Source organism: Arthrobacter sp. NPDC058288 (assembly GCF_042880995.1).
Taxonomy (GTDB): domain Bacteria; phylum Actinomycetota; class Actinomycetes; order Actinomycetales; family Micrococcaceae; genus Arthrobacter.
Window position 1 is genome coordinate 341464 of the sequence record NZ_JBHVYH010000002.1, and the last position, 13889, is coordinate 355352.

Here is a 13889-nt window from a genome sequence, read left to right on the forward strand (position 1 = left end):
CCTCCGGGTGCGCGGGCCCAGCGAAAGGTATGCAGATGACAATTGCCCATGAAGAAGCAGTGATCGACGCAGCCGCAGTGGACGCGATCTTCGCCGAAGCGCGCACGGCCAACGCCTTCACCGGCGAGGTCACGGACGAGCAGGCCCGCGCCATCTACGAACTGACCAAGTTCGGTCCCACGGCCTTCAATTCCCAGCCGCTGCGGGTGACGTATGTTCGCTCCGACGAGGCCCGCGCGCAGTTGGTGGACACGCTGTCCAATGGCAACAAGGCCAAGACCGCGTCCGCCCCGCTTGTTGCCATCCTCAGCTACGACACCGCCTGGCAGGATCAGTGGGACAACTTCCTTCCCGGCTACAACGCCCCCAAGGCCATGTACGATGCCGCACCGGAGCTCGCGGCAAGCACGGGCAACAATAACGCACACCTGCAGGCCGGCTACTTCATCCTGGCCGTCCGTTCGCTCGGTTTCGCGGCCGGCCCCATGACGGGTGCCGATTTCTCCCTAATTGACGCCGCGTTCTTCCCCACCCGAGACCAGAAGAGCTTCCTAGTGGTCAACATCGGCCAGCCCGGTCCCGACGCCTGGGGTGCCGCAAAGCCCAAGTTCGCTTACGAAGATGTGGTCCGCACCGTCTAGGTCCGCGCCTGCTCACGGCGGCCTGGCTGCGGCTTAACCCGCGGCCTGCCGCGCAAAAGAGGCCCCCGGCACGATGGGGGACACGCCGGAGGCACTCTGGACAACATTTCTGCAGTTGAGTGCACGGCATGTATCCGGGGCCACTTCCCATTTTAGCCAAAATCGCCAATCCGGCTACTGTGCCCGGCCGCTCGCGGGACGGGCGCAGGCCGCCCTGCATCGTGGCACACTGGCCCTATGCGGAACCTGATTCTGGTGGCCTTCATCGAGCCCGTTTCTGACGGACTCGTGTTTCCCCGCGACGACTGGCCCCTGCATATCACCCTGGTGAGGTTCGACGTCGACCTGCAGTCCGGCGACGCGGACACCAGTGTTGATGCGGGAAACGACGACGGCGGCGGGCAAAGCGCCGGCCTCGCCGACCGGATTGCCGGACTTATCGACAAGCCTGTACGGGCGGCCCTGGGTTCTGGACTCACCATTGGTGAGGATGCCGGCTTCGGCCGGCAAGGATCCGTCCCGGTCGGCCTCGTACAGCCCAGCAGGCCCCTGCAGGAACTTCACGAGTCACTGGTGGGAACCGTTATGGAGCTGCCTGGCCGGGTGCCCACGCCGCAGCACATCCTGGACAAGTACCGTCCCCATGTGTCCCATCACGGGCCCAAGCGCCCTCAGCCGGGAGACGCCGTCGTTCTTGACCGCGTGGCCTTGGTGGACATGGCGCCGGACGGAAACCATTCCGTCCGGCGCATCCTCCATCTGTGGGAACTTACGAAATAACCCCGTCAACCAGGGCCTTGGCCTCCGCCTGGACCTGCTTGAGGTGATCGGCGCCCTTGAACGACTCGGCGTAGATCTTGTAGACGTCCTCGGTCCCGGACGGACGGGCGGCGAACCACGCGTTTTCGGTGACCACCTTCAGTCCGCCGATGGACGCCCCGTTCCCGGGGGCCTCCGTGAGCTTGGCCGTGATCGTTTCGCCGGCGAGCTCGGTGGCGGTGACGTCGGACGGCGAGAGCTTGCCCAGCGCCGCCTTCTGCTCGCGCGTGGCTGCGGCGTCGATCCGGGCATAGACAGGATCGCCGAACTGGTCAGTGAGGCCCTTGTAGAGCTGCGACGGCGACTTGCCGGTGACGGCGGTGATCTCCGAAGCCAGCAGCGCCAGCAGGATACCGTCCTTGTCGGTGGTCCAGACGCTGCCGTCCATCTTGTTGAACGAAGCGCCGGCGGATTCTTCGCCGCCGAACGCGCCCTCGCCGGACAGCAGCCCGGGAACAAACCACTTGAAGCCCACCGGCACCTCGACGAGTTTGCGGCCCAGGCTTTCGGCCACGCGGTCGATGATGGACGACGAGACCAGGGTCTTGCCGATCACGGATTGCGGGTTCCAGCCGGTGCGGTGGCGGTAGAGGTAGTCGATGGCGACGGCGAGGTAGTGGTTCGGGTTCATCAGCCCGCCGTCCGGTGTGACGATGCCGTGGCGGTCGGCGTCGGCGTCGTTTCCGGTGGCGACGTCGAAATTCGCGCCGCTGGACATGCGGTTGATCAGCGAGGCCATCGCTGACGGCGAAGAGCAATCCATCCGGATCTTTTCGTCCCAGTCCAGTGTCATGAACGCCCACTGCGGATCAACCGTGGGGTTCACCACGGTGAGGTTCAGATGGTGGCGCTCGCCGATCTCGCCCCAGTAGTCCACCGAGGCGCCGCCCATGGGGTCGGCGCCGATCCGGACGCCGGCCTCGCGGATGGCGTTGAGGTCCAGGACGGACGGAAGATCGTCAACGTAGCTGCTGAGGAAGTCGAACTTGCCGGTGGTCTCAGCCGCCAGGGCATCGGCCACCGGAATGCGCTTGACGCCGCGGAGCCCGTTTTCCAGGAGTTCGTTGGCGCGGTTGGCGATCCAGCCGGTGGCGTCGGTGTCTGCGGGTCCGCCGTGCGGCGGGTTGTACTTGAAGCCGCCGTCACCGGGCGGGTTGTGGCTGGGCGTGACCACGATACCGTCAGCCTGCGGGGCTCCCGCGGGGGCGTTCCGGTTGTGGGTGAGGATGGCGTGGCTCAGGGCAGGCGTGGGCGTGTACCCGTGGCGGGCATCGATCAGCACGTTCACGCCGTTGGCCGCCAGCACCTCGAGGGCGGAGTTCTGCGCCGGTTCGCTGAGTCCGTGGGTGTCCTTTGCCATGTACAGCGGTCCGGTGATGCCCTGGCCGGCGCGGTATTCCACGATCGCCTGGGTGATGGCCACGATGTGGGGCTCATTGAACGAAGCCTTGAGGCTGGATCCCCGGTGTCCGGAGGTGCCGAACGCAACGCGCTGGCCCGGATCGCTCAGATCGGGGGAAACATCGTAGTACGCATCCAGGAGCGCAGTGAGGTCAACAAGGTCTTGGGGTTGGGCAACTGTGCCCGCGCGGCTAGCCATTGCACCAGCATGCCAGACGACGGCGGGACGCAACACGCTTTGTCCGGAATCCGGCCCCTATGACGCCGAATTTCATCCCGCATTTACCAATTCACCCCTCTTTGCATTTATTCGGAGGCAGTAATTGGTTGCGAAAAAGCGAGTGGTGACGCCAAAACTACCTATATACCGCCCGTGCCGCGGCTGCTAATTTTCTAAACAAATTACGACGGCGGGTCCTCCGCCGCCGTCAGCGTTGCGGCGAATCCAAGGGGAGGACATTCCATGGCAGCAGGCGACGGAGCGTCAGAACAGTCACGGTTAGCTGCGGAGCGGATTGCGCGGCTGAAGCGCCAGTTGGACCACGCCGAACGTGCCGCCGACACGTGGGGCGCCGGGGCGGAGGGGGAGCGCCGCACTGCCACCCTGCTGGGCAGGCTGACCCCGGATGGCTGGTTCATGCTGCACGATGTGCACTGGCCCGGACGGCCGCTGGCCAACCTCGACCATGTCCTGGTGGGGCCGGGCGGCGTTGTGGTGGTGGATGCCAAGAACTGGTCCGGCACGGTTGAGGTCAGGGACGGCATCCTCAGGCAAAACGGCTACTCGCGGAACCCTGCAGTGGACGGCGCCCTGGGGCAGGCGGCAGCCGTTGCCGCACTGCTCGGTGCGCCGCACAGGCGCCTGGTCCGCTCCATCATTTGCCTGACCGGCCACCCTGACTTTGCAGAGGTAACAGAATCCGGCATTGAAGTGCTGGGCATCAACAGGGTGGTGGCACGGATTGCGGCCCTCCCGGCAGTGCTTGATGTCCAGACGGTGGTTGGCCTGTATTCCCACCTGGGACAGCAGCTCACGCAGCCCCAGGCGCCCGCCGCGAAAGCACCCGCCGTACCTGACTTCCGCGGTAACCCGGCCCGCAATCCGTTGGCTCGTCCCTATCAGGGCGGCGTTTATCCCGCGCCGGTCCCGGCGCGCAGCGGATACCGGTCCGCCGGGCGTCCCCCGCAACCCGGAGACCAGGCCTCTACGGGCAAGCTTGTGGCGGTCCTGTGGAGCCTGCTCGTCCTGGGAATCGTGGCTTTCTCACTTTCGGCGCCGCTCTGGAACCGCTAGTCCCTGACAGCGGCATGTCACGGGTGTATCACGGCGCGGCCCCTGGGGGCGGCGCATTGGTAGGCTGGATATACCCACCACAAAAGGGATTTCCCAATGACGAACCAGCCTGCCCCCGGCGACGAGGGGACGCCCCAGGGCTACCAGCCGCCGTCGTATGTTCCACCGCAGGGATCTCAGCCCGTTCCGCCCGGTGCCACTTATGGCCAGCCGGACTATGGCCAGCAGCCCGGACCTTATGGCCAGCACCCCGGACCGTACGGCACCGCCTACGGGCAGCCGTCGTATTACGGCATGCCCCCTGAGCCCAAGGGCCTGAGTATTGCCAGCCTGTGCTGCGGCATTGCGGTATTCATCGGGCTGGGTCTATTCATCCTGCCGCAGATCGCCGCCGTGGTCCTGGGCCACCTTGCCCTGCACCGGGAACCTGCCGGGCGAGGACTCGCCATCGCGGGCCTGGTGCTCGGTTACGTCGGCCTGGCACTGACGGCGATTGTGCTGACGTTCGCCGTGGCGGCCATCTTGGCGGCGTCCAACGCGGGGTACGGGTACTAGGCGGCCTCACTCCGCCCAGGCCCGCACCACACTACCGGGTCAGCGTACTCCGGCCATCAGTTTCTTAATGGCCGGAGAAGCCGCCGCGAGACCGACTGCCAGCGCCATGGCCGTGCCGCCGATGCCGATGAAGTACGGCAGTTCGTCCTGCGGGTTGTACAGCCCGGACAGGATGCCGGCCAGGGTGGTGCCGAGCGAAACGGACAGGAAGAACAGCGCCACCATCTGCGTGTGGAAAGCCTGCGGTGCCAGCTTGGTGGTAACGGACAGCCCGATGGGGGAGAGGAAGAGCTCCGCCAGCGTGAACAGGAACAGGATTCCCACCAGTGCCAGGAGTGGCGTCTTGCCGCTGCCGGCCAGCGGAATGAAGGCCAGGAAGGCCAGGCCCATCACGAACAGGCCGATGGAGAACTTCAGGGCCGAGCCGGGCTGCTTGTTGCCCAGCCGGGTCCACAGCGCAGCCATGACGCCGGCAAAAATGATGATGAACACGGGGTTGATCGACTGCACCCAGGCGGCCGGCATCTCCCAGCCAAAGAGGTTCCGGTCCAGCTTCTCTTCTGAGTACACGGCAATAAACGTGAACTGCTGCTGGAAAAGTGCCCAGAACGCTGCGGAGGCAATATACAGCGGGATGAAGGCCACCACCCGCTTGCGCTCGATGCCTGTCACTTTGCTGCTGGAGAAGATCAGTCCGAGGTAGAGGACGGACGCGCCGATGGCCGCGTACGCCATGGACATGGCCAGGTTTTCGGCGTTCACGGCACCGGTGGCCAGGAGAACGGCCACCACCGCGGCGATGGCCAGGAAGATCAGCCCGTACCTGGTGCGTTGGGCCGCCGGGAGCGGGTTGGGCACGTGGTGCGCCGCTTCGGGGAGCTTCCCGCGTCCCATCGCGTAGATGCCCAGGCCGAGGGCCATTCCCACGGCGGCGGCGCCGAAGCCCCAGTGGAACCCCTGGCTTTCCTGCAGCCACCCGGTAACCAGCGGGCCGATCAGCGCGCCGGCGTTGATGCCCATATAGAAGATCGAGAAGCCTGCGTCGCGGCGTTCGTCCTTCTCCCCGTAGAGGGTGCCCACCAGCGCTGTGGCATTGGCTTTGAGGCCGCCCGAGCCGACGCCCACCAGCACCAGGCCGGCAATGAGTCCGGGAATGCCCGGGACAAGCGCCAGGGCGATGTGGCCTGCCATGATCAGGACTGCCGAGCCGAACAGGACCCGTTCCGAGCCGAAGAGCCGGTCAGCCAGCCACGCGCCCAGAATGGTGGACAGGTAGACTCCGCCGCCGTAGGCGCCCACCAGTCCGGCGGCCAGGCCCTGCTCAATTTCGAGGCCGCCCTGCGCGGCCGTGAAGTACATGTAGTAGAGGAGGATGCCCTGCATCCCGTAGAAGGAGAAGCGTTCCCACATTTCTACGGAGAAGAGGCTGGCCAGCATCTTTGGGTGGCCAAAAAATGACGTATCGCCCGGCGTTGTAGCGGGGCGATCGGATAAATGAGTTGTGCTCATTTACTTAAGGGTGGCACCCGGACGCGCGATTGTCACATTCCCGCCGGCAGGAAAGCAAGGCGGACACGCCGTCAGAACCCGATCTGCGCCGCCACCTGCAGCAGTACCTTCTCGGATCCCGCAGGCCCCACCAGCTGGATGCCCATGGGCAGTCCGGCGCCGGGTGAGCCGCCCGTCCAGTGCACCGGAATGCTGATGGCGGGCAGGCCGCACACGTTGACCATGCTGGACCACGGCGCGTATTCGCACTGCTTTCGATAGTCGCCGTCGGCGTCCCCTGCCCATTCCGAGACGGGCCAGTAGCCGTCCCCGTGCGAGGCTCCCGTGAACCAGCCCACGGGACGGGGTGTCTGGGCCAGCGCCGGCATCAGCATGAGGTCCCACTGCCTGTACTGGGCCACCGTGTCCCGTTCAAACTGCCGCAGAAAGCCCAGGGCCTCGTTGAGTTTTGACGCGCTCCGCTGCTGTGCGCGCCGTCGGAACGTGCGCGTCAGCGGGGTTAGGAGGGCTTCGCGCTGCGGTGCAATCCGGGCGCTCCCGACGCCGGCGGTCCACGCCGTGGTGAACGCATCAGGGTAGCGGTTGTCATACCGGACGGCCGCTTCGGCGGTGGAGTGGCCCGCCGCTTCCAGCAAGCGCACGCCCTCGTTGAGCGCATCCATGGCTTCAGGGGCCGCCGTAAACGGAAAAATAGCCTGCCAGGGGCTGTCCAGGCTCACGCCGATCCGCAGTCGACCCGGCGGCCCGGAGACGGATGCGAGGTAGCCGCCCGCGTCCGGCGCGTTCACCAGGGCGTCCAGCATCAGGGCGGCGTCTGCGGCTGACCTGGCCAGCGGGCCGGCTACCACCAGACGGGCGGGATCACCGGTGCTTTCACCGGCCGGGACGAGTCCGCGTCCCGGTTTCAGGCCCACCAGCCCGCACGCCGCCGCAGGGATCCGAACGGAGCCGCCGCCGTCGGACCCGGGAGCGAACGGAACCAGGCCGGCGGCCACCGCGGCGGCGCTTCCGCCCGAGGATCCTCCCGAGCTGCGGCTCAGTGCGTGCGGATTGCGTGATGGCGGCGCGATCAGGTTTTCGCTGTAGGCGGTCAGGCCGAACTCCGGAACCTGGGTCTTGCCCAGCGAGATGGCACCGGCGCCCTTCAACACCGCCGCCAGTGCGCCGTCCACGGACGCAGGTTTGTGTTCCAGGGCTGCGCTGCCGTGGGTGGTCACCACGCCGGCCACATCTGTCAGGTCCTTGAAGGCCACCGGCATGCCGTGAAGTAGCGGAAGCTGCCCGGCCGATCGGGCGTACCGTGTGTCCGCGTTCGCGGCATCCGCCAGGGCCTGTTCCCCGGTCACCGTGATGAAGGCGCCGAGGGCTGGATTCCGGGCCGCGATCCGGGCGAGGAAATGCTCCGTTACCTCGCGGGCGGAGAGCTCGCCCGAGTGCAGGGCGTCGCGAAGCCCCACCGCGAAAAGTTCGTGGATGTCAGCCAAGGAAACGTGCCTCCAGGCGCTCTTCCGCGGCGGTCGCCGCGCCACCCTGGACCTGTCGGGTGACGCGATACGCTGCCTTGCCCCGCACTTCGGTGACCGCCTCCACGAGGTCGGTACCGAAGTAAACCAGCCCCGCGCCGTCGTCCGTGCAGTGGGTCTCGCCCAGAGTGGCGTCGGCCACCAGCCGGTGCACCAGCGGTCGGCGCTGGGCCTCCGAGTCGTAATGCACGCCGTTGGCATAGGGCAGGAAGCCCAGGGCGTTGGTCACCGGACGCAGCTGCGGGCCGAACGAATCAGTGGTGCCGCCCTGGAACCAGCAAATTGACCCTGCCGAGACGCCGGCGAGGACCACGCCTGCTTCCCAGGCGCGCCGCAGGATTTCGTCCAGGCCGTGGGCCCGCCAGACTGCCAGGAGGTTCACCACCGAACCCCCGTTGACCCACACCACGTCCTGTTCCAGGAGATGGGCTTCAGGATCGTCGAAGCTGGGCATGGTGAAGAGATTGAGGTGGCTGAAATCGAAGCCGGCTATCTTGGCAGCCTGGTCCAGTTCAGCGTTGAATGAGCGCTGGTCACCGGCCGCGGTGCCGATGTGCGTCACGCGCGGGGCGCGCCCGGTGAGGCCGGAAAGTTCGACGGCGTGGTGCAGCAGGGCGTCAAACTCCAGCCGTGAACGCCGGCCGGCCTTGTATCCGCCGGACGTGGCCAGGATGGTTGGCTGTGGGGCTGCCATCGACGATTCTCCTTTGCCTTCCATTGAAGCGTAACGTGCCCCGGATTCGGCGTGCCCGCCTTCTGCGGAGGCTACGCTGGAGGCAGACCTGCATTCTCCGGAGAGGACTTCCATGAGCGACTTCGAAACCGTGACCGTGACCGACGTTCCCGCCGAGGCCAGAATCCTTGACGTGCGGGAGGACTACGAGTGGTCGGCCGGGCATGCCGAAGGTGCCCTGCACATTCCACTGGACCAGCTGCCGGCCCGGCTCGGCGAACTGGACCCGGACGAGGATGTTTATGTCATCTGCCGCACCGGCGGCCGTTCCTTCCGGGCGGCCAAGTGGCTTGTGGGGCAGGGCTATTCCGCTTTCAACGTGGCGGGCGGAATGGACCAATGGCTGGAGTCGGGCCTGCCGCTGGTTTCGGACAACGGGCTCAAGCCGGTCATCCTCTAGCACGCGCCCCGGGGCCCGAAGGCGCTCTGGCACGCGCGGCACCAGCACTTCACCATAGGCCGCCCACCCGGCGGCGCTGACATGATCACTAAGGACAGTCCATGCCCGCCCATCCCGTCACCTACACTTTCCTTGGCCCGGAGGGAACCTTCACTGAGGCTGCGCTGATGCAGGTGCCGGGTGCAAACGAGGCCGTCCGCATTCCTTCTTCCAACGTGAACACCGCGCTGGACAAGGTTCGTGGCGGATCTGCCGATGCCGCCATGGTGCCCATCGAGAATTCCGTGGAGGGTGGCGTAACGGCAACGCTGGATGCCATCGCGTCCGGTGCGGAACTGAGGATTGTGCGCGAGGCGCTGGTGCCCATCAGTTTCGTTCTGGTCGCCCGCCCGGGCGTGGACATCGCGGACATCCGCCGGGTCTCCACCCATGGCCATGCCTGGGCCCAGTGCAGGCTCTGGGTGGAAGCTAATATGCCCGATGTGGAATACATTCCCGCGTCCTCCACCGCCGCGGGGGCCATGGGCCTGTTGGACGAGGAGGGTGTGCACTATGACGCCGCCATCTGCGCCCCGATCGTGGCCACTGAGCAGCCCGGACTGCGCGTGCTGGCAGAGAACATCGGGGACAACCCGGGTGCGGTAACGCGGTTTGTCCTGGTCAGCCGTCCCGGGGCGCTGCCCCACCGCACCGGAGCGGACAAGACCACGGTTGTAGTTCCGCTGCCGGAGGACCGGCCCGGCGCGCTGATGGAAATCCTGGACCAGTTCGCCACCCGCGGCGTGAACCTCAGCCGCATCGAATCGCGCCCCACCGGGCAGTACCTCGGCCACTATTTCTTCAGCATCGACGCCGACGGCCACGTGGAGGACGCGCGTGTGGCCGACGCCCTGGCTGGGCTCCACCGGATCAGCCCGGCCACGCGATTCCTGGGGTCCTACCCGAGGGCCGATGCGCAGAGCCCGGACGTGCCTCAGCACACCTCCGACGAAGCATTCCGGGCCGCACATGAATGGGTGGCAGGAATACTTAAAGGGGCATCGATCGAGCCTGTTCATGCCCCGCAGGGTTCGCCCACAGCTTAGGCAAATGCCCGTCCGGGTACTTCCCCGCCTGCACCGCAGTGCGTATGCTTGCCTGATCCATTGGGGAAGGCCTCTACCGGAAGGAGCGGGTCATGTCAGGATCCAGCAGCGACAACGACGGCCAGGGAATGATTGTCAATCCCAAGCCGACTGCCGAAAATCAGGACTGGGACGGCGACGATGCAGACAGGGCGGATCGCCTGCGCTTCGAAGAAGAACAAGCCATGATCCGTGAGCAGTCCGAAGCCCGGGCGGCGGCAAAGGCCGCAGCCGAGGCCGACGAGAAAAAGGCAAGCGCCTAGGTCCGCAGTGTCCGCAGGAGGCTGCCTGCCGGGTGCCTACTGCGGGGCTGAGGCTTCTCCTGTGGGCGTTTCGCCGCCCTGGCTTTCCGGAACGCGGACCAACAGGGAACGCGGTTCCACCCGAACAGTGACGTCGGTAGCCTCCCCGGACGGGTCGCCGTCCACTTGGGTCGCCACCGGCTCGGCGCATTTGATCACGATTTTGCCGGAGCGGTAATAGCTCATCACCGGCAGGTTTCTCTTGTGCTTGAACATGATCTTTGCGTACATCGCGATCCACCCGATGGCGCTGCGGGGACTCATCACCACCACGTCCAGCATTCCGTCGTCGATCATTGCCTGCGGAATGAAGTCGATGCCGCCGGGAATGAGGCCGCAATTGGCGAACAGCACACTGCGGATCTTCCGTGACTGTTCCGGCTGGTCGTCCAAGGAGATGGACACCTTCTTGCGCCGCCCCGGCAGGTGCCGGACGCCGGCCTCAGTGTAGGCGAGCCAGCCCACGGCCTTCTTCAGCCCGTCGTTGGTGTCCCCGACGACTTCGGCATCCATCCCCATGCCGGCGATCACCAGGAATGCGTGCTCTGATGAGGTGCCTGTCCGCGAATTCTTGATACCCATGCGCGCCGTGTCGATGTGCCGCTGGTGCCCAAAGAGCGCTGTCTGGATGCTGCCGTGGAGGTCGTTGACGTCCAGGTGGACATTCCTGGCCAGCAGGTTTCCCGTGCCCAGCGGGACCAGGCCCATGGGCACGTTGGTGTGGGCAAGCTTCTCGGCCACCACGCGCACGGTGCCGTCACCGCCGCCCACCAGGACGACGTCGGCCCCGCTGGCGACTGCCGCCTCGGCCTGCGCGTATCCGGGGTCCTCGGCCGTTGTCTCGAAAAAGAGGGGGGCCTCCCAGCCGGCAGACAGGCAGGCGCGCTGGATGAGTGCGCGGGCTTCCGATGACTTCGCTTTGACCGGGTTCATTACCACAGCCACCTTCTGCTGCACCATGCCCGGATGGTGAGTGTCCTCCTGGACGGCACTGCGCGTATGCAGTGCCTTCAGCCTCCGCACGCCCCACCAGCTGGAGACCGCGAAAGCCAGGGCCGCAGCAAGGATGAGGTAGAGCAGCCAATCGTTCATGGTGCTCCAACACTATCCCGCGCGGAGGTCCGCTCCGACGTCCATGCGGCCCGCCGCGTCATGGCGGGCGGATTCGATACTCTTGTCTGGTGATCGACGTAAAAGACCTCAGCGAAAATCCGGACAAGTTCCGTGCCAGCCAGCGCGCCCGCGGCGCCGACGAGTCCGTGGTGGATGCGATCATCTCCGCAGACGCGGCACGGCGGGCGGCCTTGATCCGCTTCGAAAACCTCCGCGCCGAGCAGAACGCGTTCGGCAAGAAGGTGGCGCAGGCCAAGGGCGAGGAAAAGCAGGCCCTGCTGGCGGAGGTCAAGGTCCTGGCCGCATCGGTCAAAGCCGCCTCGGCTGACGCCGACGTTGCCCAGGGCCAGCAGGAGGAACTGCTCCGCGGTATCCCCAACCTGATCGAGGACGGCGTTCCCGAAGGTGGCGAGGACGACTACATTGTGGTCAAGACCGTCGGCGAACCCCGTGAATTCCCGGATTTCGAGCCGAAAGACCACCTGGAAATCGGTGAGCTGATCGGCGCCATCGACATGGAGCGCGGCGCCAAGGTGTCCGGTTCACGCTTCTACTTTCTTCGCGGAGTTGGTGCCCGGCTGGAGATGGCTCTCCTGCAGATGGCCATGGAGCAGGCCATCGATGCCGGTTTCGTCCCGATGATCACCCCTACGCTGGTCCGTCCGGAAACGATGCAAGGCACCGGATTCGACGTCAAGCACGACGCCGAGATCTACCGGCTCGCCGAAGACGACCTGTACCTGGTGGGCACCTCGGAGGTGGCCCTCGCCGGGTACCACGCGGACGAGATCCTGGACCTCTCGGGCGGCCCCATCCGCTACGCGGGCCAGAGCTCCTGCTACCGGCGCGAGGCGGGGTCGCACGGCAAGGACACCCGCGGCATCATCCGGGTCCACCAGTTCAATAAGGTGGAAATGTTCATCTACACCACGGTGGAAGAGGCTGCCGCCGAGCACAAGCGCCTGCTGGCATGGGAAGAGGAGATGCTGGCCAAGTGCGAGCTCCCGTACCGGGTGATCGATACCGCCGCCGGCGACCTCGGCAACTCGGCGGCCCGTAAGTTCGACTGCGAAGCCTGGGTGCCCACGCAGGGCGCCTACCGCGAACTGACGTCCACCTCGAACTGCACCACGTTCCAGGCGCGCCGCCTGAACATCCGTGAGCGGGTGCTGAACGAGGACGGGGCACCCAAGGGGACCCGCGCCGTCGCCACCCTGAACGGCACGCTGGCAACCACCCGGTGGATCGTGGCCATTCTGGAGCACCACCAGAACGAGGACGGCTCCGTGAACGTCCCGAAGGCACTCCAGAAGTACCTCGGCGGGATGGAAGTACTGCCGGTGCTGTAGTTTCGGGTTCTCCTACGAAGAATCCCCGTCACGTGGTCGACTCCCCGGGTAACGCCAAGGAGATTAGGCCACGCGGCGGGGATTTTCGCGCTGTGATCCCTGCGGCGGGGATTTTGTGCACACGCACGGCGTCGGGTGACACGCCGGTAAACACTCACAGTGTGGACAAACTGTGGGTGTTTACCACATGTTCACGGCCGCTGTGGCGTGCGTCCTAGCGGCGCGTCCGCGGCGTCTGCTGTACTAGGTAAATGACAACATTGACTGAAACCTCAGTCGCTGGCAACGACGACCAGCGAAACAACGGCCAGAACGACCCCGCCCAGAAGCTCATGGTGGCCCTGGATGTCGACGGCACCCTGGTCAACCATGACGGCCACATGTCGGCTCCCGTGCGTGAAGCGGCCCAGGCAGTTGTGGCCGCTGGCCACGAAGTTCTCATCGCCACCGGACGATCCCTGAATGCCACCCTGCCCATCATCGAGCAGATCGGGATCGACACGGGCTACGCGGTGTGCTGCAACGGCGGCGTGACGCTCCGGCTCGATCCGGCCCACCCCGACGGCTACGAAGTCATCCGCAAAGCCACGTTCGACCCGGGCCCGGCTCTCCGTGCCCTCCGCAAGCGGCTTCCCATGGCCAAGTACGCGCTGGAGGATGAGCACGGAAACTTCCTTTCCACCGAGCGCTTCCAGGACGCGAGCTTTGGCGTGGAGGCAATCGGCGTGGACTTCCAGACCATGCTGGATGCCACTGCCGTGCGCGTTGTGGTGTTCAGCTCCGAGAACACGTCCGAGGAATTCAACGAGGCCATCAAGCACATCGGCCTCTCCGGCGTCACATATTCGGTTGGGTGGACCGCCTGGCTGGACATCGCCGCCGAAGGGGTGACCAAGGCCAGTGCCCTTGAGCACCTCCGCGGGCACCTGAGCATCGAGTCGCACCTCACGGTGGCGATCGGCGACGGCCGCAACGACATCGAGATGCTCACCTGGGCCGGACGTGGCGTCGCCATGGGCCAGGCTCCCGACGAAGTGCTTGCGGTTGCGGACGAAGTCACCATGTCCGTCCACGACGACGGCGCCGCGCACGTTCTCCGCAGCCTGCTTTCCTAAGTAACGGCTTC

General features: G+C 65.9%; 14 protein-coding genes. 9 read left to right on the forward strand and 5 right to left on the reverse strand.

Annotated elements, in window-relative coordinates; genetic code table 11:
• Positions 1 to 35: 35 nt before the first annotated feature.
• Together ACFVWT_RS10380 and ACFVWT_RS10385 are read left to right on the forward strand one after the other, a co-directional pair.
• A complete protein-coding gene (locus tag ACFVWT_RS10380; protein WP_390247716.1) occupies positions 36 to 641 on the forward strand; it encodes a malonic semialdehyde reductase in 606 nt (201 codons plus the stop codon).
• A gap of 237 nt (positions 642 to 878) precedes the next feature.
• Entirely contained in the window at positions 879 to 1421 is a 543-nt protein-coding gene (locus tag ACFVWT_RS10385) for a hypothetical protein (protein WP_390247718.1), read from the forward strand.
• Here ACFVWT_RS10385 and pgm read toward each other — a convergent pair.
• A complete protein-coding gene (pgm, locus tag ACFVWT_RS10390; protein WP_390247720.1) occupies positions 1411 to 3060 on the reverse strand; it encodes a phosphoglucomutase (alpha-D-glucose-1,6-bisphosphate-dependent) in 1650 nt (549 codons plus the stop codon). The two genes, ACFVWT_RS10385 and pgm, sit on opposite strands and share 11 nt — an antisense overlap.
• Positions 3061 to 3324: 264 nt before the next feature.
• Here pgm and ACFVWT_RS10395 point away from each other — a divergent pair, with 264 nt between their 5' ends.
• Both ACFVWT_RS10395 and ACFVWT_RS10400 read left to right on the forward strand, forming a co-directional pair.
• Positions 3325 to 4155, forward strand: coding sequence for a nuclease-related domain-containing protein (locus tag ACFVWT_RS10395; RefSeq protein ID WP_390247722.1), 831 nt, complete (start codon positions 3325 to 3327; stop codon positions 4153 to 4155).
• Positions 4156 to 4251: 96 nt separating this feature from the next.
• On the forward strand, positions 4252 to 4710 hold the full coding sequence (locus ACFVWT_RS10400; protein ID WP_390247724.1) for a DUF4190 domain-containing protein: 459 nt from the start codon (positions 4252 to 4254) through the stop codon (positions 4708 to 4710).
• 39 nt (positions 4711 to 4749) lie between these two features.
• Here ACFVWT_RS10400 and ACFVWT_RS10405 read toward each other — a convergent pair whose 3' ends face one another.
• The 3 genes from ACFVWT_RS10405 to ACFVWT_RS10415 form a co-directional block, all read right to left on the reverse strand.
• Positions 4750 to 6219: a peptide MFS transporter gene (locus ACFVWT_RS10405; RefSeq protein ID WP_390247726.1), complete on the reverse strand. Its 1470-nt coding sequence runs from the start codon at positions 6217 to 6219 to the stop codon at positions 4750 to 4752.
• 71 nt (positions 6220 to 6290) lie between these two features.
• Entirely contained in the window at positions 6291 to 7703 is a 1413-nt protein-coding gene (locus tag ACFVWT_RS10410) for an amidase (RefSeq protein ID WP_390247728.1), read from the reverse strand.
• The gene (locus ACFVWT_RS10415) at positions 7696 to 8436 is read right to left on the reverse strand and encodes a Type 1 glutamine amidotransferase-like domain-containing protein (RefSeq protein ID WP_390247730.1); all 741 of its coding nucleotides are present in this window, start codon (positions 8434 to 8436) and stop codon (positions 7696 to 7698) included. Before ACFVWT_RS10415 ends, ACFVWT_RS10410 begins: the two co-directional genes overlap by 8 nt.
• 112 nt (positions 8437 to 8548) lie before the next feature.
• Here ACFVWT_RS10415 and ACFVWT_RS10420 point away from each other — a divergent pair, with 112 nt between their 5' ends.
• The 3 genes from ACFVWT_RS10420 to ACFVWT_RS10430 all read left to right on the forward strand — a co-directional run bounded on the left by ACFVWT_RS10420 (position 8549) and on the right by ACFVWT_RS10430 (position 10262).
• Positions 8549 to 8875: a rhodanese-like domain-containing protein gene (locus tag ACFVWT_RS10420; protein WP_390247732.1), complete on the forward strand. Its 327-nt coding sequence runs from the start codon at positions 8549 to 8551 to the stop codon at positions 8873 to 8875.
• A 101-nt stretch (positions 8876 to 8976) separates the two neighbouring features.
• A complete protein-coding gene (gene pheA / locus ACFVWT_RS10425; protein WP_390247734.1) occupies positions 8977 to 9960 on the forward strand; it encodes a prephenate dehydratase in 984 nt (327 codons plus the stop codon).
• A gap of 92 nt (positions 9961 to 10052) precedes the next feature.
• Positions 10053 to 10262, forward strand: a complete 210-nt coding sequence (locus ACFVWT_RS10430) for a hypothetical protein (RefSeq protein WP_390247736.1) — start codon at positions 10053 to 10055, stop codon at positions 10260 to 10262.
• 36 nt (positions 10263 to 10298) lie between these two features.
• Here ACFVWT_RS10430 and ACFVWT_RS10435 read toward each other — a convergent pair whose 3' ends face one another.
• Entirely contained in the window at positions 10299 to 11393 is a 1095-nt protein-coding gene (locus ACFVWT_RS10435) for a diacylglycerol/lipid kinase family protein (RefSeq protein WP_390247737.1), read from the reverse strand.
• Positions 11394 to 11482: 89 nt separating this feature from the next.
• Here ACFVWT_RS10435 and serS point away from each other — a divergent pair, with 89 nt between their 5' ends.
• Both serS and ACFVWT_RS10445 read left to right on the forward strand, forming a co-directional pair.
• Positions 11483 to 12763 carry a serine--tRNA ligase gene (gene serS, locus ACFVWT_RS10440; protein ID WP_390247738.1) on the forward strand — a complete coding sequence of 427 codons (1281 nt, stop codon included), beginning with the start codon at positions 11483 to 11485 and terminating at the stop codon, positions 12761 to 12763.
• A gap of 251 nt (positions 12764 to 13014) precedes the next feature.
• A complete protein-coding gene (locus ACFVWT_RS10445; protein ID WP_390247739.1) occupies positions 13015 to 13878 on the forward strand; it encodes an HAD family hydrolase in 864 nt (287 codons plus the stop codon).
• Positions 13879 to 13889 lie beyond the last annotated feature (11 nt).